At 49.8% G+C, this 18,266-nt stretch carries 18 protein-coding genes; 11 read left to right on the top strand and 7 right to left on the bottom strand.

Annotated elements, in window-relative coordinates:
* The 3 genes from HV832_RS16675 to HV832_RS16685 form a co-directional block, all read right to left on the bottom strand.
* A partial coding sequence (locus HV832_RS16675) for an efflux RND transporter periplasmic adaptor subunit (RefSeq protein WP_176805159.1) occupies nucleotides 1-923 on the bottom strand: 923 nt, incomplete at its 3' end.
* Nucleotides 920-2,239 (bottom strand): TolC family protein, encoded by a 1,320-nt coding sequence (locus HV832_RS16680; RefSeq protein WP_176805161.1) that lies wholly within the window; start codon nucleotides 2,237-2,239, stop codon nucleotides 920-922. The genes HV832_RS16680 and HV832_RS16675, both read right to left, overlap by 4 nt.
* A gap of 111 nt (nucleotides 2,240-2,350) precedes the next feature.
* Nucleotides 2,351-2,689, bottom strand: a complete 339-nt coding sequence (locus HV832_RS16685; RefSeq protein ID WP_176805163.1) for a hypothetical protein — start codon at nucleotides 2,687-2,689, stop codon at nucleotides 2,351-2,353.
* 273 nt (nucleotides 2,690-2,962) lie between these two features.
* Here HV832_RS16685 and HV832_RS16690 point away from each other — a divergent pair, with 273 nt between their 5' ends.
* The 4 genes from HV832_RS16690 (at nucleotide 2,963) to HV832_RS16705 (ending at nucleotide 6,110) form a co-directional block, all read left to right on the top strand.
* Nucleotides 2,963-4,891 carry an FTR1 family protein gene (locus tag HV832_RS16690; protein ID WP_176805186.1) on the top strand — a complete coding sequence of 643 codons (1,929 nt, stop codon included), beginning with the start codon at nucleotides 2,963-2,965 and terminating at the stop codon, nucleotides 4,889-4,891.
* A 39-nt stretch (nucleotides 4,892-4,930) separates the two neighbouring features.
* On the top strand, nucleotides 4,931-5,143 hold the full coding sequence (locus HV832_RS17610; protein WP_223827392.1) for a transposase: 213 nt from the start codon (nucleotides 4,931-4,933) through the stop codon (nucleotides 5,141-5,143).
* A 137-nt stretch (nucleotides 5,144-5,280) separates the two neighbouring features.
* Nucleotides 5,281-5,814: a hypothetical protein gene (locus HV832_RS16700; RefSeq protein WP_176805165.1), complete on the top strand. Its 534-nt coding sequence runs from the start codon at nucleotides 5,281-5,283 to the stop codon at nucleotides 5,812-5,814.
* 122 nt (nucleotides 5,815-5,936) lie between these two features.
* Nucleotides 5,937-6,110, top strand: a complete 174-nt coding sequence (locus HV832_RS16705; RefSeq protein WP_176805167.1) for a hypothetical protein — start codon at nucleotides 5,937-5,939, stop codon at nucleotides 6,108-6,110.
* Nucleotides 6,111-6,450: 340 nt separating this feature from the next.
* Here HV832_RS16705 and HV832_RS16710 read toward each other — a convergent pair whose 3' ends face one another.
* The 4 genes from HV832_RS16710 to HV832_RS16720 form a co-directional block, all read right to left on the bottom strand.
* Entirely contained in the window at nucleotides 6,451-8,901 is a 2,451-nt protein-coding gene (locus HV832_RS16710; RefSeq protein ID WP_176805191.1) for a heavy metal translocating P-type ATPase, read from the bottom strand.
* 83 nt (nucleotides 8,902-8,984) lie between these two features.
* The gene (locus HV832_RS17425; RefSeq protein WP_223827391.1) at nucleotides 8,985-9,197 is read right to left on the bottom strand and encodes a GDCCVxC domain-containing (seleno)protein; all 213 of its coding nucleotides are present in this window, start codon (nucleotides 9,195-9,197) and stop codon (nucleotides 8,985-8,987) included.
* Nucleotides 9,197-9,472: a mercury resistance system periplasmic binding protein MerP gene (merP, locus tag HV832_RS16715; protein ID WP_176805169.1), complete on the bottom strand. Its 276-nt coding sequence runs from the start codon at nucleotides 9,470-9,472 to the stop codon at nucleotides 9,197-9,199. The genes HV832_RS17425 and merP overlap by 1 nt, the downstream gene beginning before the upstream one ends.
* Before the next feature lie 11 nt (nucleotides 9,473-9,483).
* On the bottom strand, nucleotides 9,484-9,831 hold the full coding sequence (locus HV832_RS16720) for a mercuric transporter MerT family protein (protein ID WP_176805171.1): 348 nt from the start codon (nucleotides 9,829-9,831) through the stop codon (nucleotides 9,484-9,486).
* 76 nt (nucleotides 9,832-9,907) lie between these two features.
* Here HV832_RS16720 and merR point away from each other — a divergent pair, with 76 nt between their 5' ends.
* The 7 genes from merR (at nucleotide 9,908) to HV832_RS16755 (ending at nucleotide 17,760) form a co-directional block, all read left to right on the top strand.
* Nucleotides 9,908-10,309: a mercury resistance transcriptional regulator MerR gene (merR, locus tag HV832_RS16725; protein ID WP_176805173.1), complete on the top strand. Its 402-nt coding sequence runs from the start codon at nucleotides 9,908-9,910 to the stop codon at nucleotides 10,307-10,309.
* A 219-nt stretch (nucleotides 10,310-10,528) separates the two neighbouring features.
* Nucleotides 10,529-10,936 carry a hypothetical protein gene (locus HV832_RS16730; RefSeq protein WP_176805175.1) on the top strand — a complete coding sequence of 136 codons (408 nt, stop codon included), beginning with the start codon at nucleotides 10,529-10,531 and terminating at the stop codon, nucleotides 10,934-10,936.
* 76 nt (nucleotides 10,937-11,012) lie between these two features.
* On the top strand, nucleotides 11,013-12,359 hold the full coding sequence (locus HV832_RS16735) for a TolC family protein (RefSeq protein ID WP_176805177.1): 1,347 nt from the start codon (nucleotides 11,013-11,015) through the stop codon (nucleotides 12,357-12,359).
* A complete protein-coding gene (locus HV832_RS16740) occupies nucleotides 12,356-13,936 on the top strand; it encodes an efflux RND transporter periplasmic adaptor subunit (protein WP_176805179.1) in 1,581 nt (526 codons plus the stop codon). The genes HV832_RS16735 and HV832_RS16740 overlap by 4 nt, the downstream gene beginning before the upstream one ends.
* A complete protein-coding gene (locus tag HV832_RS16745) occupies nucleotides 13,933-17,109 on the top strand; it encodes an efflux RND transporter permease subunit (RefSeq protein ID WP_176805181.1) in 3,177 nt (1,058 codons plus the stop codon). The genes HV832_RS16740 and HV832_RS16745 overlap by 4 nt, the downstream gene beginning before the upstream one ends.
* Nucleotides 17,096-17,449, top strand: coding sequence for a hypothetical protein (locus tag HV832_RS16750; RefSeq protein WP_176805183.1), 354 nt, complete (start codon nucleotides 17,096-17,098; stop codon nucleotides 17,447-17,449). The genes HV832_RS16745 and HV832_RS16750 overlap by 14 nt, the downstream gene beginning before the upstream one ends.
* Nucleotides 17,450-17,511: 62 nt before the next feature.
* The gene (locus tag HV832_RS16755) at nucleotides 17,512-17,760 is read left to right on the top strand and encodes a hypothetical protein (RefSeq protein WP_176805185.1); all 249 of its coding nucleotides are present in this window, start codon (nucleotides 17,512-17,514) and stop codon (nucleotides 17,758-17,760) included.
* Nucleotides 17,761-18,266: the final 506 nt, after the last annotated feature.

Raw genomic sequence — 18,266 nt, forward strand, 5'->3', positions numbered from 1 at the left:
GCCATATTCGGATTAGCGATGACAACGCGCGCCTTGGCGGCGCGGGTTTGCTCGCCAAGTAGATTGCCGACGTAGCTGACTTTTCCGGTAGCAGCTGTGTCATTGGCTGCAGAGGTGATCGTAACGGTTTCACCTACTCGAACCAGCTCCAGATCCTTTGGTGTCACCACAACTTCCACCCACACACTGGACAGATTCGAGAGCAGAAAAACATTTGCGTCTTCTTTGACTGCTTCCCCTTGTGTGATGTGCTTCTCCACGATGACGCCGTCGAACGGTGCACGCAGGACATAGCGATTGAGTGCACCGTCAAACTCGCCTGCACCCAATGCTGCCAGTTTGGATCGAGCTGTCTGAGCTTCGATTTCAGCTTCGCGCAGCACGGTCTGTGCTTGGAGATAGTCCTGTTCTGCCGAGATCTTGTCTTCCCACAGCTTTTTCTCGCGCAGGTAGGTGGTCTGTGCCAGGCCCAGTCGCTTTTGCGCCGCGAGCGACGCGCTACGCAGGTCTGCCAAAGCAGGGCTGGAGATCACTGCCAGAACTTGGCCTTTCTTAACGCTTTGCCCCAGATCTGCGGAAACAGACTCGGCCACACCAGGCGTGCGCGGTACGATGTGCGCCGTCAGGTCTTCGTTAAAGCGCACCTCGCCCGGCAACTGGATGATGTTGCCCATCGTGGCCGCTTCAGCTTTTGCGAGCGTCACACCAGCAGTCTGAATCTGCTTTTCGCTCATTAGTACCACGCCTTCTTCGCCGGCGTGATCACCAACATCCTTCTTCGCGGAATTTTCTGCATGTTGAGCTTCAGCGGTGCCACCGCCACTGTCCTTTTTCCATAACAGGATGGCTGCACCCAGTACGGCACCAATAAGCACTATGATCAGCGCGGCTTTTTGAGATTTCTTATCAATATTGAGCATCATTTTGCATTCCTGTCAGTTATGTAGTTGCCAACGATGGGTTCTACTGAGATATAGCGTTCCAGATCGGCAAGAGAGCGATAGCGGGCGGAGAGCGCGCTCAGATATTGAGCGCGGCTTTGGAATAAGGTGCGTTGGGCATCGAGCACATCAATAAATCCAAACTTGCCCAGTTCAAAGCCAGTAACTGCCGCGTTGAATGCACTTTGTGCGGCAGGCAGGATCTCGCTGCGCATGCTCTCAATCTGCTCCTGAGCAATGGACGCCCGTTGGTGTGCGTCGGCTAAGGCTTGGGTTGCATTCAGATACGCAATCTCGGCATCGGTCTTTGCCTTATCAACTCGGCGCATTGCGGACAGGAGGTTGCCCTGATTTAGGTTAAAAAACGGCAACGGTATCGCCATGCCTACAACCGTCTGAGAAACGTTAGTCTGGAAGTCTTTCTTTTTCCCAAATGTGAGCGTCAGATCAGGAACTCGATCTGACTTTGCCAGATTAAAGCTGGCCTCTTCGCGTTCGATCTGCGCGCGCGCTCGTTGTATCTGTGGTGAAGCATTTAGACGGGATTGCAGTTCTTGCAATGACGGAATGACAGTCAGGTTGATATCAGGCGTCACCAAGTTGCGTTCTTCAGGCTGAGTGCTGCCCCAGAACGCAGCCAGGCGACGCCGCGCCAATGTAGCGTCTGCGACCGCTTGCGATAGCTCCAAACGTGCGCTTGCTTCCGCTACGCTTGATCGAGTTTGCTCTAACGGGGAGATCTTGCCAGCAGCAACGCGACGACCAGCGGCATTAGTAGACTTACTTGCCAGGCTGAAAGATTCCTTAGCGAGTGCAACGTGCTCTTGCGTCGTAAGAGCCTCTAAATAGGCAGCAGTGACGTTCGCACGCAACTCCGCAGCTGTAACATTCACATCGCCGCGGGCCAGAACCTGGTCTTGTTCTGCCAGCTTGATGCGGGCGCCTCGTTTGCCGCCAAGCTCAATGGGCAGGCTTAATTGATAGGTGTCGGAACGATTACTACGCGAAGAAGTACCTTCGCGCAGTAGTGCCAATTCAGGATTTGGCCGGACTCCGGCTTGGACGCGAGCACCTTCGGTGATCTCAACACTGTGTGCGGCCGAACGCAGCTCAGGACTGATCGATAGGGTCATTGCGATAGCCTGTTCCAGCGTCAGCGATGCGGAATTTGTATTTGCTGCGGTTGCTACTTCACCGATAGTGAAGGCATCACTTTGTTGTACAGCAGCCTGAGTACTAAAAGGGATCAACTGTGCCAATAGGACAGCCGCTCCCAAAACTAAATGTAGGGATTGCATGGATAACTCCGAAAATTAAAGACGAAGGAATCCGGCGGTGTACAGCAACCTCCGCCCACATTCAGGCGTAAGTCACAATTTTAGAGAGACGAACGAATACAGCCGCCGGAGTTAAGCGACGGCTACCCACTGAGGACGCTCTGGAGGAGCGGTATAAAACGAGGAGAGGACGATTTCAGTGAACATTGGAGCAGCTTCGGCGATCTGAGGATGCGAAATACTTTCGAAGCTATCAAGCGATAACGTCCCGTGTGCGCACGAAGCACAGTGAGAATGAACGGAGATCTTTTTCGTGTCCGCCTGTTTTTCTTTCAGAACCGAAACGACGTTATCCGAGGGATTGGTGTCGGGATGATGTCCCCAGTGATTTGCTGCTTTACCCGTTTCATGCGTGCAATAGACCGCAGCCACACTCCAGCTAAACTGCAGCGTAAGTATAGTAATCAACATGATAAGAGTTCGACGAGCCATATGATGAGTATATCACTACGAGTGCATACACATTTCCGCCTCGCCAAAAATTTTCCAAATCCAATAGTCGCTTTTGCATCCTGTATCTAAATGCAATCCAGTCGAATCCTGAAGATGAAATAATGAAAAACGCCGGGCTAAGATAAAACTCCCGGCGGTTGTCGAGGATCGTGCAGGCCAGAAGCGAAAAATAAAAGTATAATGATTCTCATTTCTAACTTGGGCGCTGTGCGCAGAGATCTTTCAAACGCTATGTCATTCCTACGCATACTTCTATTTTTATTGATTAGCTTCCTGTACGCAGTATCGCCGGTGATTGCTCAAACTACTGTTGAGCAAGACAAGGCGAAGCAAATCTGGCAATTGCTGGATTACCTTGCCGTTGATTATGGTGGTGCAGTCAAAGATGGGAAGGTTGTCAGTGCCCCGGAATATGCTGAGATGCAGGAATTTGCCTTATCAGCAGAGCGCCAGTTAGGAGAATTGCCTGCCAACGCCGCTCAAAGAGATTTACTACTACAGGCGACTCAATTACGCAGTTTGGTCGCAGAAAAATCTGCTGCAGTAAACGTATCAACTAAAGCGCGCGGCTTGGCAGGCGCCTTGCTGGCTGCTTATCCAGTGCCAGTATCCCCGGGAAAGACGCCGGATTTAAAGCTGGGGGCGCAGTTATTTCAGGCGCAATGCGTTAGTTGCCACGGTAGTTTGGGTCGCGGCGATGGTCCTTTGGCGGCTAGTTTGAATCCGCCACCCATCGCCTTGACCGGGCATGACCGGGCCAAAGAAAGAAGCTTGTTTTCATTGCACCAAATTATCACTCAAGGGGTAAAAGGTACATCAATGCCTGCTTTTGCCCAATTGACCGACAATGAGCGCTGGGCTCTCGCTTTTTTTGCATCGAACTTACCTTATAGTGACGCGGATCGTGAGGCTGGCAAGAAGTTGTGGGAAACAAATTCAGCTTTGCATGCATCGGTACCGTCGTTGAGTATATTGAGTCAGACATCAGAAACGGCGCTTGCCAAGAGTTTGCCAGACGGGCAAGCAGTACAAGTGATGGCGTACTTGAAGAGTAATCCGCAAATACTGGAACAAAACAAACCCGATTCTTTGGCATTGTCAAAATCACGTTTGAAAGAAAGCCTTGCTGCTCTGGATAAAGGTGATATTTCTGAAGCATCTCGCTTGGCAATTTCTGCTTATCTTGACGGTTTTGAGCCAATTGAACCGGCACTTGTTACCAAGAATAAGGTGCTCTTCAATAGTATCGAAAAAACCATGGGTGAATTCCGTGCAGCAGTGACTGCCGGAAAGAGGGATGAAGCTCATACCATCGAACAGCAATTGGTGGTGCAACTCGACCAGGCGAAAACAGCTTTACAGTCGAGTAACAGCGACCCCATCAGCACCTTGATCAGTGCCTTAACTATCTTGCTGCGTGAAGGGATCGAGGCACTTCTGGTGGTAGTAGCGATGATTGCTTTTCTTAAACGGGCAGAACGCAAGGATGTGCTGCCGTATGTGCATGCTGGTTGGATCGCCGCATTGGCTGCTGGCGGATTGACTTGGGTGGCAGCGACCTATTTGGTGACGTTTAGCGGTGCCAGCCGAGAAATGACCGCAGGCTACTCATCACTGTTCGCAGCAGTGATATTGCTCAGTGTTGGCATCTGGATGCACCAAAAGAGCCTCGCCGGACGCTGGCAACAGTATGTCAAAGACAAATTATCCTCCGCACTTAACAAGCGCTCGGCAGTGATGTTATTCCTGCTGTCGTTTGTTACAGTCTACCGGGAGGTGTTCGAAACTGTGCTGTTTTACGCAGCATTATGGAGCGACGGTAACGGCGGTTATTTATTAATAGGCTTGTTGGTGGGTATCGTGATTTTGGCTGTGATTGCTGTTGTTTTGCTCAGGACTACAGCAAGATTGCCAATTAGTCAGTTCTTTGCGGTCAGTTCTGCCTTGGTGGCGATTCTGGCTTTCGTTCTGGTAGGCAAAGGTATCACTGCACTGCAAGAGGCTGGCGTAATCAATGTCACACCGATTGCAATACCTCGTATTGATCTGCTGGGAATTTATCCATCAACGGAAAGCATTATGGCGCAAACAGCAATTCTGGTGATTATTATTATCAGTTTTATACTAAATCAGCGCATCGGGAACCAAAACCGTACTTAATCCATCATTAACCGATAGTAACCAAGCTTCAGAGGAGTCCTGAAATTATTACTTTCGGAAATTGGCGAACCGAAGAAAATGAGCGTTGTTGAAGATCACTCGATGATTAGCCATGTTTATATGTATTTGAGCGTTCCGTCAAAGTCTTCAGTGTCAAAAATCGTCGGATTCATGAATGGGAAGAGTGCTATTTTGATCGCCATGCACGTTGGTGGGAGGCAAAGGAATTTCACAGGAAAAGTGTTTTGGTAAGAGGTTATAATGGCTTGCGCTTGGTGGACAAGCTGGAGTAAAACAAAAAATGGAGCGCATGCCAATCGCGAGTATGGTCTGTAGGGTTCCCCCCCTGTATATCGATCTGATATTTACAACTTTGAAGGAGCAATAAAATGAAAAAAATTGTATTGGGAGCATTTGTGCTCGCTAGTTCGTTTGCGCTCGCACAGCAACCATCTTTACCTGTACAACCCAAGACAACGCAAGCCGCGCCAAAAACACCAGTACCTCCAAGCCCTGCTGAATTCGACAAGCAGATGACGCAGGTACAGGACAATATGAAAAAAATGCAGGATCAAATGACGAAGTTGCAGCAAACTCAGGATCCTCAGGAACGTCAACAGTTACTACAGGATCACTGGGTGACCATGCAAAACGCAATGTCCGTGATGCAAGGCATGTGGGGGCCGGGTATGATGGGATGCTGCGGCAATGGCCACATGATGGGCGGTCACATGATGGGCGGTATGATGAATGGCCCAATGGGATGGCATGCGATGGGTAATTATTATTCAAAGCTGACATCTGAGCAGGTCAGGCAACGGCAGTACATGATGGATCAATATTTGGGTTCGCAACAAATGATGATGAATCACATGATGTGGCATCAACAATGGATGAGCCAACTCCCTCCTGCGCAAAAATAGTCGAATTCACATACAGACTTGTTCGACGTTGCGGGTGCAATGATTGCCTTGATCGGAGTACGTTTACCTTTTTTAGACCAGAAGGTATTGCGTTGACCGGTTGAACCGACCTCTGCTGTTTTATGATGTCATTCTCCCGCTTCAGCCGAGTGTTTTCAGCGCGCAGTCTGGAGAGTTCCATTGCCTCTGGCGTCACCTCTTTGTTGTCGGCGGCACGTTTGGGTTTTACTTCTGCTGCCCTGATCCAGTTTCGCAGCGTCTGGTCGCCACCAATTCACAATCTTGGACGAGTTTGATGACCAGTTTCTTGGACTCGGTCGGTATGCCTACTTCGGCATTTTTCCATTTCCAGTCTTTATCAAGCAATATTAACTTTACATCACTTGCAGCAGACTAGATTTCAGGGAGAGCTCAGTTTCTTGCTCGGTTGTTGATGTTCACCAGTAGCCTTGTGCTAATGATCGTGGTGACCAAAATGTTGTACGGACATCCTGTTTCACGCCTGCAATACTCACACGCCACTCTCCAGCTTACCTGGAGAGTGAAAACAAGAAATAGCAGATAAACGCTTTTTGGCCGTGATGCGAGTTATCAAGCTTTATTTATTTCGATATGCTTATGATGATGGCTGATCTCTTATTTAACTTTGCGTACGAGACGCAAACCATTAAATACCACCAACAGACTCGCTCCCATATCCGCAAATACAGCCATCCACAAGGTGGCAATCCCCATCACGGCCATGATCAGAAAGATCAACTTAATGCCCAAGGCCAAAGTGATATTTTGTTTCAAGACGGCAGCAGTACGCTGACTCAAACGAACAAACTGTGGAATTTTACGTAAGTCATCATCCATTAGAGCCACGTCAGCAGTTTCAAGAGCAGTATCAGTCCCGGCAGCTCCCATAGCGAAGCCTATGCTGGATTTAGCCAGTGCGGGTGCATCATTAATCCCATCACCGACCATCCCAACAGTACCGTAGTTCATCAATTCATCGTTGATAGCAGTCAGCTTATCTTCTGGCAGCAGATTGCCGCGCGCATCGTCAATACCCACACTCTTTGCTATCGCTTTCGCAGTCATTTCATTGTCACCGGTCAACATGACGGTTCGAATACCAAGTGCATGCAATTCTGCAATTGCTTCACGACTACTTTCACGCACAGTGTCTGCCACGCCTATCACGGCAAGCGGCCTTTCTTCATCGGCGATGATCACTGCTGTCTTACCATCTGCTTCCATTGCAAACAGTATAGCTTCGGTACCTGGGTTGCAAATCTTAAGTTCTTCTATCAAACGGTGATTGCCCAGGTAATACCACTTTCCTGCAATTTGACCTTTAACGCCACGTCCAGTGATCGCTTCAAAGTCGCTGACTTCCCATACTGGCGCGTCACTGCCTTGTGTTTTCCAATGTGTAGTTACTGCACCAGAAACCGGGTGATTCGATCGCACCGCCAGACTAGCAGCGAGCTGGATTGCCGTATTCTGATCACCACTCAGTTGTCTAACGTCAGTGACGATGGGCTTGCCTTGCGTAATGGTGCCGGTTTTATCCAGCGCAAGGGATTTCAGTTTGCGGCCTTCTTCCAGATAAACACCTCCCTTGATCAGGATGCCAGCCTTTGCCGCAGCGGCCAAGCCGCTGACTACGGTCACTGGAGTTGAGACAACCAAAGCACAAGGACAAGCAATGACCAATAAGACCAGAGCTTTGTACACCCACACCATCCATGGGAGCCCTAATAACAACGGTGGCACGATCATCACTCCCAATGCGAGGATAAACACGACGGGTGTGTACACTTTGGCAAAAGCATCAACGAAGCGCTGGGTCGGTGCGCGGCTACCTTGCGCTTCCTCAACAGCATGGATAATTCTCGACAGCGTGGAATCAGTTTGTGTCGCCGTTACTCGGTATTCGAAAGATCCGGTTTCATTGATGGTGCCAGCAAATACTTTATCTCCTACTATCTTGGCAACCGGTATGCTTTCACCAGTGATAGGTGCCTGGTTCACCGACGATTGTCCCTTGCTCAGCTCACCGTCCAGTGGAATGCGCTCTCCTGGGCCAACTCGGACGGTAGCACCAATGGCAATTGATTTGGCTTCAATGATTTGCCAATTGCCATCTTGCTGTAAAACACTGGCTTGTTCTGGTGTCATAGCCATCAGTCCACGTATCGCATTGCGAGCACGGTCAAGTGACATCGCTTCAATTGCTTCTGACAGGCTAAATAAGACCATAACCATAGCGGCCTCCGGCCATTGCCCGATGATCAGCGCCCCCGTGACAGCAATCGCCATAAGGGCATTAATGTTCAGATTCAGATTTTTGAGGGCTATCCAACCCTTTTTATACGTACCAGTGCCACTGATCAGTATCGCAAAAACAGACAAGAGTATGACCGGCCAGGCTTTTTCAGATCCGTTGATATAAGTATATGTCTCGGCCAGGACTGCAGCCGCTGCCGCTGCGCCTAGCAGCCACCACTTGCGGAACACGTTTGGTGGCGGGGTATCGGTGACATCCTGATTGCTGTTACCTTCTTCGCTTAACAATACTGCCTGCATGCCGATCGAAGTCAGTGCTGCTTGAATCGGATCGGGATTTTCCAGTGTATGAGTGACCGTCAATTTACGCTGCATGAGATTGAAATCAAGCTGAGCTATCCCAGGCATCGGCCCGATTTTGTTGCGTATTAAACCTTCTTCTGTTGGGCAATCCATGTTTTCTATGGAATACACTATCTTGGAAGTGTGGCTTGTGGGTTGAGTATTCTCGTTTACTGGAAGCATACCTAATGCTGTAACAGTATCAATAAGTGCAGAGGTGTCTGCGATTGTGTGCTTGATACTGAGACGGCGATTCATGAGATTGAAGTCAAGGCTATTTACTCCAGGCATTTTTTCTAATGTATTGCGAAGCAAGGCCTCTTCCGTTGGGCAATCCATCTGCTCAATGAATAAATTCAACACCTTTTCAGTATTATTTGGTGACGCGACTATTGGAACTGAAGAAGTCTTATTGTTATCAGTAGACTTGGAGTCACATCCACAACAATTTGATTCTCGCTCGCTCATCATGTTTCCTTTGATTACGTGTATATCTTTTCATTAGACACCCTGTAGCAGGTACAGAGTCAAGGTGATTTTGAAAAATCGTACTATACACAGCACCCACTCTGCTGTTGCAGTGGTGGGCACTTAACGGTACCAAACGAACAGAACACGCAGCAGTCGCCTGAATTTGGCCGTAACAGCGCCTTGCAGTGGCTGCACTCATAGTAAAACTGACAAGCATCCGTTGGCATGGTTTCTTGCTTGACAAAGCCACATTGCGGACAAGTCAGAATGGATTCCAGAATAACGTCACTCATCACCGTATCACCTCAGACGGATAGCCCGCGTTTGTCGTTGCCTTGGTCAGTTCCTCCGGCCGCGCCTTATCCGGGTCATAAATGACAGTTACCGTTTTCTTTTCGAAATCAACTTTGACGGCACTCACGCCAGATACCTTTTCCAGCGACTTCTTGACGGTGATCGGGCACAGCTCACAGGTCATGTTCCTGACATTGAGCGTGACAGTTTTCGGATCGGCGGCCAGCACTGCCAGCGGCAAGGCAGCGAGGGCGGTAATCAGCAGTTTGCGCATGGTATCTCCTTTTAGTAGAACAACAAGGCCAGCCGTGGTACGGCTAACAGGCCGAATATAAGAGCGGTAACAACCCAGAATATGATTCGCTGCTGCTTTACCTTGCGTGGATCGGCGCAAGGCGTACCCGGAGTGCAAATCTGGGATACCAGGTATAGCTTGCGAAAAGCCCATCCCAGAAAAAGCAAGGTCAGGCAAATAAAGATAGGACGGTATGGCTCCAACGCCGTCATATTGCTCGCCCATGCCCCGCCAATTCCCAGGACAAACAGTACTAGCGGGCCGACACAACACACTGACGCGGCAATGGCAGCAAGCATGCCCGCGACTAATGCACTTTTCCCGCCGAGTTGTTTCATGCCACATATCCTTGAATTTATTGATACAAGTGTTACTCTACATTCCGTACCTAGGTACAGAATCAAGGAAAATTTGATGACTACAGCAGAATTAACTATCGGCAAGCTGGCGGAAGCAGCTGGGGTGAACATCGAGACAATTCGTTATTACCAGCGAAGAGGTTTGCTAAAGGAGCCGCTTAAGCCGCAAGGCGGCCATCGGCGTTACAGCTCGGAACAGACCAAACGAATACGTTTCATCAAGCGGGCACAGCTACTTGGCTTCACTCTGGACGAAGTGAGTGCGCTACTGACACTGGATACTGTGTGTGCTTGCGAAGAGACGCGCGCGCTGTCTGTTCTCAAACTGAGCTTGATTGAGCAGAAGATGGCAGATCTTGCTGCCATGAAGCAAGCACTGGGTGAGCTGGTGAAGCAGTGCGATTTCGGTAACGGTCACGCGACATGTCCGATCATCGGTGCGCTGGTTCGGGATTAAATGGATTGTTTGATTTCCGTTTTTTATGTGCTGCTTGGCATAAAACGTTTATCTCGGCACTCCCCAGCTAGGACAAATAATGTGGATGCTCGTTTTTATTTTGAGACTGATCAAAGAAATATGAGACAAAGAGCACTATAATTAAGATGCTGAAAAATTGGCTTTTTATTGATTTCCAGTTTCACCCTGTTTTTATCGTTAATTAAAAGTAATAATTACGTGAAATTATCCCGTCCACATCGCCTGTTCACTGCGTTGATCGTACTCTTCAGCATGCTGTTTATGCAACTTGCTGTAGCAGCATACGCATGCCCAAGCCATACGACGGATAGCGCCATACCTGGTTTATCTGGAGATATAGGTTATGCCTCAATGGTCGACTGTGCTGGCATGGACAAAGAGCAACCTGCATTGTGCCATGCGCATGCTGAAGAACCCTATGCGAAACAATCGCTGGATAAACCGCAAGTACCTGATGTTCAACCCTTTGTACTGACTGGATTGTCTTTAACACTTCAACTGATTGATGTTGAGTCTTTTCTACAAGATCAGCAAGCCTACCCTTTGTATCTGACGCGTGTCACCGCACCTCCTATTGCTATTCGCAACTGCTGTTTCCGCATTTAACCTCCCCAGATTCGCTTAATCTGTCACTTTCACGTCGTATCGACAAAAGTGCCGTTTCTTGCTATCTGGAGGCTCCATGTCTTTCTCAATCCATGCGCCTATATTTGTGCGCAGTAAAACAAAACTTAATTTTCTGCCCCTGGTCGCAGTTGTTGTAGCGACCGCCTTTGGGGCGAACTCATACTCAGCCCTTGCTACAGAGTCCACGCTAACTTTGAGCAATGCCCAACAACTAGCAGTTGCCCGTTCTCGTCAATTGATCGCACAGGACATGGCAGTGACTGCTTCCCGCGAAATGGCAGTCGCTGCCGGTCAATTGCCTGATCCAATAGTGAAAGCCGGAATCGACAATCTGCCAGTCAGTGGGCCTGACCGTGGCAGCCTGACTGGCGATTTCATGACCATGCGCCGCATCGGTGTCATGCAGGAGTTGACCAGAAATGACAAACGCCAATTACGGACGGAGCGCTATGACCGCCTAGCAGACAAGTCACTAGCAGAGAAAGTCAGTGCAATTGCTGCTATCCAGCGCGATACTGCTATCTCGTGGCTTGAACGGTACTACGTCGAGCGCATGGCTGCTGTAGTCGCAGAACAATCCAACCAAGCTAAACTTGAAATTGAGGCCGCCGAGAGTAATTACCGCGCTGGTCGAGGTACTCAGGCAGATATCTTCGCTGCCCGTAGTGCGCTAAGCATGGTCGATGACCGTTACAGTGAAATCCAACGCAAAGTGCGTACTGCTAAGACGATGTTAAACCGTTGGACGGGGGCTGACTCAGAACTTCCATTGGCGGGTGAACCCAGTATCGAGAACATTCGCCTGGATTCGTCAGTGCTGGACAAGTCGCTTGCCCATCACCCGCAAATTGCCGTATTGAACAGACAAATGGAGATTGCTGAAGCAGATGCGAAGTTGGCCGAAGTTAATAAAAAACCAGACTGGAGCATTGAAGTTGCATTCCAGCAACGCGGCCCAGCTTACTCGAACATGATATCAGTCGGTATATCACTACCTTTCCAGTGGGATCAAAAGAATCGCCAAGATCGTGAACTTTCTTCCAAATTAGCAATGGTCGAACAGGCCAAGGCTGAACGCGACGAAATATTGCGCTCCCATATCGCCGAAACCAGAGCGATGATAGAGGAATGGCAAAGTAATCTGGGACGCAGTGCCCGCTATGAGCGCGAATTGATACCGCTCGCAAAAGAGCGTACTCAAGTCACCTTGACCGCCTATCGCGGCGGCAAATCCAGTCTGAGTGATGTGTTGGTGGCACGCCGTAACGAAACCGAAGTACGACTGCAAGCCTTGCAATTACAAGCAGATACAGCCCGTTTATGGGCACAACTTAATTTCCTGCTTCCCGTCGACGTGCAAGCAACTTATCCAACACTACCCACGAACAAGGATCTGCCATGAACAATAAAAAAATCCTCATTGCTCTGGTTACTGCTGGCCTGCTTACTGGCAGTGGCTATGGTTTTTATCGCCTCGGTCTCAGTCAGGGAATACAAATATCTGACAAGTCGCAAGCGAGTGTATCAACAACTAGCTCGGGTACGGATGCCAAAAAGGTACTGTATTGGCATGACCCCATGGTTCCTGGTCAAAAATTCGATAAACCGGGCAAATCTCCTTTTATGGACATGCAATTGGTACCTGTTTATGCCGATGGCGGAGATGAAGGTTCTGTCAGCGTCAGTTCCCGTGTGCAACAAAACCTTGGCATACGCACTGCTGAAGTGACACGCAGTAACCTGGCATCGGCTGTTATGGCGGTCGGTAGTGTGGCCTATAACGAACGCGATGTCGCTCTGGTTCAGGCACGCAGCAATGGTTTTGTCGAAAAACTCTACGTACGCGCACCTCTTGATACAGTCAAGAAAGGACAGGCACTGGCTGAGCTATATGTGCCTGATTGGGTTGCTGCGCAGGAAGAATACCTGACGGTGAAGCGCATGCAGGTCGGTGGCATTGCTGGCTTAACGGACGGGGCAAAGCTACGCATGCGCCTGGTGGGGATGAGCGACGATCAAATACGTACAGTCGAGGCCAGTGGCAAGGTACATTCACGCATCACTATTACGGCTCCGGTCAGCGGTGTTGTCGCAGAGTTGTCTGTGCGCGAAGGTATGACCGTCATGACAGGTGCTCCCTTATTTCGTATTAATGGTCTTGGCACCGTCTGGGTCAATGCCGACATTCCAGAGAATCTAGCCGCCCAGGTACGCACAGGCAATGCCGTTGAAGCACGAACCCCATCCTTGCCAGGCGTCATCTTCAACGGTAAGGTCAATGCCATTCTTCCTCAAATTGACACCGCTACCCGTACTCTGAAAGCACGCATCGAACTGGCGAATCCGTCCGCTCAACTGGTACCAGGCATGTTTGTCAATTTGAACTTCAGTTCTGAAGCACGCAAAGATATTTTGCAAGTACCAACCGAGGCCGTCATCCAAACTGGTACTCGTGCTGTTGTCATGGTCGCTCAAGGCAACGGTCAATTCATGCCAGTGAATGTCGAAACCGGTGCAGAGGCAAATGGACAGACTGAAATCCGTAAAGGCCTGGAAGCTGGCCAAAAAGTCGTCGTATCCGGCCAATTCCTGATCGATTCCGAAGCGAGCTTGAAAGGAACAACGACCCGTATGGGCGATGCGCCAGCGCTCAATAGTGACAAAGTGACTGGACCAGCACACCATGGTAGCGGCAAAGTCGAGCAGATAGATAAGAACGAAATCATGCTGTCCCATAATCCCATTCCTTCCTTGGGATGGGGGGCAATGACAATGGCTTTCCAGTCGCCGGCGAATGGTTTGCCTGCAAATGTCAAGGTTGGCGATACGGTAATTTTTGATATACGCCAAACCAAGGATGGCATGTATCAGATCACGTCGATCTCGCCAACTGCAGACGCACCCAAGTCCAGCCCTCCAGCTAAACCGATGAGCGATACGATGGACATGCCTCCATCCTCTACAGGAGCAAAAAAATGATGGCCAAACTAATCCGTTGGTCAATCGCCAATCGCTTCCTGGTAATGTTGGCCACTCTGATGATAACTGCATGGGGTATCTGGTCTTTGTCGCGTACACCGCTGGATGCGATTCCCGATCTGTCAGATGTGCAAGTCATCATTCGTACCAGCTACCCAGGGCAAGCACCACAAATTGTTGAAAACCAAATTACTTATCCCCTGACGACAACCATGTTGTCGGTACCTGGTGCCAAGACGGTACGCGGCTATTCTTTCTTTGGGGATTCCTTTGTCTACGTATTGTTTGAAGATGGCACCGATATGTACTGGGCACGTTCCCGGGTACTGGAATATCTTAATCAAGTTCAATCTCGCTTACCGCCCCAGGCAAAAGCATCTCTTGGCCCGGATGCAACCGGTGTCGGCTGGGTGTACGAATATGCTCTGGTGGATCGCAGCGGCAAGATGGACTTGTCTCAATTACGGGCATTTCAGGACTGGTTCCTGAAGTACGAATTGAAGTCTGTGCCGAATGTATCTGAAGTGGCGAGTATCGGCGGCATGGTACGCCAGTATCAGATTCAGCTTGATCCTGACAAGATGCGTGCCTACAACATCCCGCATGGAAAAATCATTGAAGCTGTGCAGAAGGCCAATCAAGAAACCGGTGGCTCGGTACTAGAACTGGGTGAAGCCGAGTATATGGTGCGTGCCTCTGGTTATCTGAAGTCACTGGATGATTTTCGTAAAATACCTTTGATGACCACAGATGCTGGTGTGTCTGTGCGCCTGGGTGATGTGGCTCGTATCCAGATCGGGCCTGAAATGCGGCGTGGTATCGCTGACTTGAACGGTGAAGGTGAGGTCGCTGGCGGCGTGATTGTCATGCGGTCCGGCAAGAACGCCTTGGAAACCATCGATGCAGTCAAGGTCAAATTGGCAAAGCTCAAAGCCAGTCTTCCCGCAGGCGTGGAGATCGTCACTACCTATGACCGGTCCAATCTAATCAATCGTGCCGTCAAGAATCTACAAGAGAAACTGATTGAGGAATTCATCGTTGTCGCCATCGTCTGCGCCATTTTCCTGTTTCATCTGCGCTCGGCCCTGGTCGCCATTGTTACCTTACCAATCGGCATTCTGGTTGCCTTCGTCGTCATGTACTACCAGGGTGTGAATGCCAATATCATGTCTTTAGGCGGAATTGCTATTGCGGTAGGTGCCATGGTCGATGCCGCAGTGGTCATGATCGAGAATGCCCACAAACACATCGAAGCATGGAACCATGCGCATCCCGGAGAAAAACTTCAGGGGGAAACACATTGGCGGGTGATTGGCGATGCCGCTGCCGAGGTGGGGCCTGCCTTGTTTTTCTCATTGCTTATCATTGTCTTGTCCTTTATTCCTGTCTTTACCCTGGAGGCTCAGGAGGGACGCTTGTTTTCTCCGCTGGCCTTTACAAAGACTTATGCCATGGCGGCAGCAGCTGGCCTTGCCGTGACCCTGATACCTGTATTGATGGGCTACCTGATCCGGGGCAAGATACCGGATGAACAAATGAATCCCCTGAATCGCTTCCTGATAGCGATGTACCGGCCTTTACTCAACGTGGTGCTAAGTTTCCCGAAAACCACTTTGCTAATTGCTGGCTTGATTGCAATAGTAACCGTGTGGCCAATGGCACGGCTTGGCGGTGAATTCATGCCGCCACTGGATGAAGGTGATTTGCTCTACATGCCGTCTGCGCTACCAGGCATCGGCGCTGGCAAGGTTTCAGAGTTGCTTCAGCAGACCGACCGGCTGATAAAGACCGTCCCCGAGGTAAAAAGCGTCTTTGGCAAGGCCGGTCGTGCTGAAAGTGCGACTGATCCGGCTCCCCTGGAAATGTTCGAGACCACAATACAATTCAAGCCACGTGACCAATGGCGGCCTGGGATGACGACCGACAAGCTGGTAGAGGAACTGGATCGCATCGTCAAAGTTCCTGGCCTGTCCAATATCTGGGTGCCGCCTATCCGAAATCGTATCGACATGCTGGCAACCGGTATTAAGAGCCCGGTGGGCGTAAAAGTGGCTGGTACGAGCTTGAAAGAAATAGACCGGATTACCGGTGACATTGAGCGTGCGGTCAAAAAGGTGACAGGTGTATCTTCAGCTTTGGCAGAAAGACTCAATGGCGGACGCTATATCGACGTTGATATCAACAGGGATATCGCGGCTCGTTACGGTCTCAATATTGCAGATGTCCAAAGTATCGTGTCCGCTGCAATTGGTGGCGATAACATCGGTGAAACCATAGAGGGCTTGCAACGCTTCCCCATTAACGTCCGCTATCCGCGCGAAGTACGTGATTCTGTCGAGAAACTGAGACAACTGTCAGTACTAACAGAGCGTGGCGCACAAATCCGCTTAGGTGATGTCGCTGAAATACGCGTCAATGATGGCCCCCCCATGCTCAAGAGCGAAAATGCGCGCCTGTCTGGATGGGTGTACGTCGATATCCGTGATCGTGATCTCAGTTCAACGGTACGAGAAATGCAGGAAGTTGTTACCAGGGAGGTCAAGTTGCCAGCCGGTTATTCGATTGCCTGGTCTGGTCAATTCGAGTATCTGGAGCGTGCGACAGCCAAATTGAAAATCGTGGTACCGGCTACCTTGCTGATTATTTTCGTGCTGTTGTACATGACCTTCAAGCGTGTTGATGAAGCTGCATTGATCATGGCGACTTTGCCATTTGCATTGGCTGGTGGGATTTGGCTGCTATGGGCATTGAGCCACAATCTTTCTGTCGCAAGCGGTGTAGGCTTTATCGCGTTAGCGGGGGTTTCCGCTGAATTCGGCGTCATTATGCTCTTGTACCTGAAGCATGCCTGGGAAGAGCGCGTCGTCCATGGAAAAAGCAGCGAGCAAGATTTACTTGATGCCATTCGTGAAGGGGCGGTGTTACGGGTCCGGCCAAAGGCGATGACGGTCGCTGTCATCATTGCCGGCCTGGTCCCCATCATGCTCGGTACGGGTACTGGTTCGGAAGTCATGAAGCGTATTGCTGCGCCTATGGTGGGCGGCATGATCACTGCACCTTTACTGTCAATGTTTGTCGTGCCAGCGGTATATTTACTGTTGCGTAGAAGACAATTGCGCGATAAACCCCAGGAAATCTCAACATCCGAAGAGAATGCCGATGAACCTGTTTAGTCAAAATCTGACCAGCTCCAGCCATCTTGTCGCCGTCTTGCGATGGTTAATTTTGGCTGCGACATTGTTTCAAGGCAGTGCATTCGCGAAACCGATCCAGATTGCAATGAATGCGGAGATGACGCAACCCCAACAATTGGGAGCGGATTGCCTGCCATGCCCTGTTTGTTATGTCATCGCCGCGCCAGACAAAATGAAGTTGATCGACCTGTCTGGTTCAAATCTGCTGTTCCTGATCAAAGAGGAAGAGCAACTTCGGATTGCCAGACTCGGGAATCCGACGATACAGAACTGGCCAGGCATTGCACTGAGATTGAGGTTTTGTTGTTGGCGGAATTAGAAGTTTGAATGACCGATACGCAGCAATAACATTCTCGTTTTAGGCATATAGAGGACATTATCATGAAACATTTATTTAGAGCGCTGGTCAGCGGCGCGATTCTCGCGACCTCACTATCAGCCGTCGCAGGCCCTGATTTCCAGATGCTGGAGTTGGCCCGCAAAGCCAGGGCACTACGCCTAAGTCATCAGGCGACTACTTTAGTGAATCAACCTGTTTCCAGTAGCAATCCTGTTCAGACAGAGGTGGATGCCAAGGAGAAACAAATGATGAAAGACTGTAACGAGATGAAGAAAAAATCGAAAAACTGAGTGAAACCCGTCAGCGACTTGTCTAATAGTGCAAGTCGCTGGCAAATTGGTCATTTCTGCCTTCCCCAAATCAAGAGAATGTAGCGATGCCTCGTTGCTCACCGAGGTCCAATCAACTTGTTTAAAGTCAAAAGCCATCTCAAGGTGACTTATGACTTTCTTGGCAATATAGCGTTACCGGCTTAGTTTCCTTAACAAGTGGCGGGAATGAGGTCATGTTGAGTATGATGCCGATAATTCTGGCGGCGATGTTGTTGGCGAAAAAGTCCTGACTTCTGCAAGTGAGTATTTTTCTCTCCAGGCGCTGGAAATAGCAATTTTTACGGTTGGAAAATCTCGCTTTGTTCGGGGAAATATGTTCGAAATTGTACGTCACGCAGAGCCCGATTTGTTTACGATCTCTGACGCTTCAAGAGTAGCTGAGGGTGGTAGATCGGATTTAATCCTCTGTCGAGTAAATGGATCGACGGCATCCACATAGCGCATCGCGCTTTGCACACTTTTCC

This window comes from Cognatundibacterium oligocarboniphilum, from assembly GCF_013377855.1.
Taxonomy (GTDB): domain Bacteria; phylum Pseudomonadota; class Gammaproteobacteria; order Burkholderiales; family Burkholderiaceae_D; genus Undibacterium; species Undibacterium oligocarboniphilum.

Coding starts and splice junctions, on each gene's coding strand:
- HV832_RS16680 (WP_176805161.1), bottom strand. CDS start 2,239: ATGCAATCCCTACATTTAGTTTTGGGAGCGGCTGTCCTATTGGCACAG.
- HV832_RS16685 (WP_176805163.1), bottom strand. CDS start 2,689: ATGTTGATTACTATACTTACGCTGCAGTTTAGCTGGAGTGTGGCTGCG.
- HV832_RS16690 (WP_176805186.1), top strand. CDS start 2,963: ATGTCATTCCTACGCATACTTCTATTTTTATTGATTAGCTTCCTGTAC.
- HV832_RS16700 (WP_176805165.1), top strand. CDS start 5,281: ATGAAAAAAATTGTATTGGGAGCATTTGTGCTCGCTAGTTCGTTTGCG.
- HV832_RS16705 (WP_176805167.1), top strand. CDS start 5,937: ATGATGTCATTCTCCCGCTTCAGCCGAGTGTTTTCAGCGCGCAGTCTG.
- HV832_RS16710 (WP_176805191.1), bottom strand. CDS start 8,901: ATGAGCGAGCGAGAATCAAATTGTTGTGGATGTGACTCCAAGTCTACT.
- HV832_RS17425 (WP_223827391.1), bottom strand. CDS start 9,197: ATGAGTGACGTTATTCTGGAATCCATTCTGACTTGTCCGCAATGTGGC.
- merP (WP_176805169.1), bottom strand. CDS start 9,472: ATGCGCAAACTGCTGATTACCGCCCTCGCTGCCTTGCCGCTGGCAGTG.
- HV832_RS16720 (WP_176805171.1), bottom strand. CDS start 9,831: ATGAAACAACTCGGCGGGAAAAGTGCATTAGTCGCGGGCATGCTTGCT.
- merR (WP_176805173.1), top strand. CDS start 9,908: ATGACTACAGCAGAATTAACTATCGGCAAGCTGGCGGAAGCAGCTGGG.
- HV832_RS16735 (WP_176805177.1), top strand. CDS start 11,013: ATGTCTTTCTCAATCCATGCGCCTATATTTGTGCGCAGTAAAACAAAA.
- HV832_RS16740 (WP_176805179.1), top strand. CDS start 12,356: ATGAACAATAAAAAAATCCTCATTGCTCTGGTTACTGCTGGCCTGCTT.
- HV832_RS16745 (WP_176805181.1), top strand. CDS start 13,933: ATGATGGCCAAACTAATCCGTTGGTCAATCGCCAATCGCTTCCTGGTA.
- HV832_RS16750 (WP_176805183.1), top strand. CDS start 17,096: ATGAACCTGTTTAGTCAAAATCTGACCAGCTCCAGCCATCTTGTCGCC.
- HV832_RS16755 (WP_176805185.1), top strand. CDS start 17,512: ATGAAACATTTATTTAGAGCGCTGGTCAGCGGCGCGATTCTCGCGACC.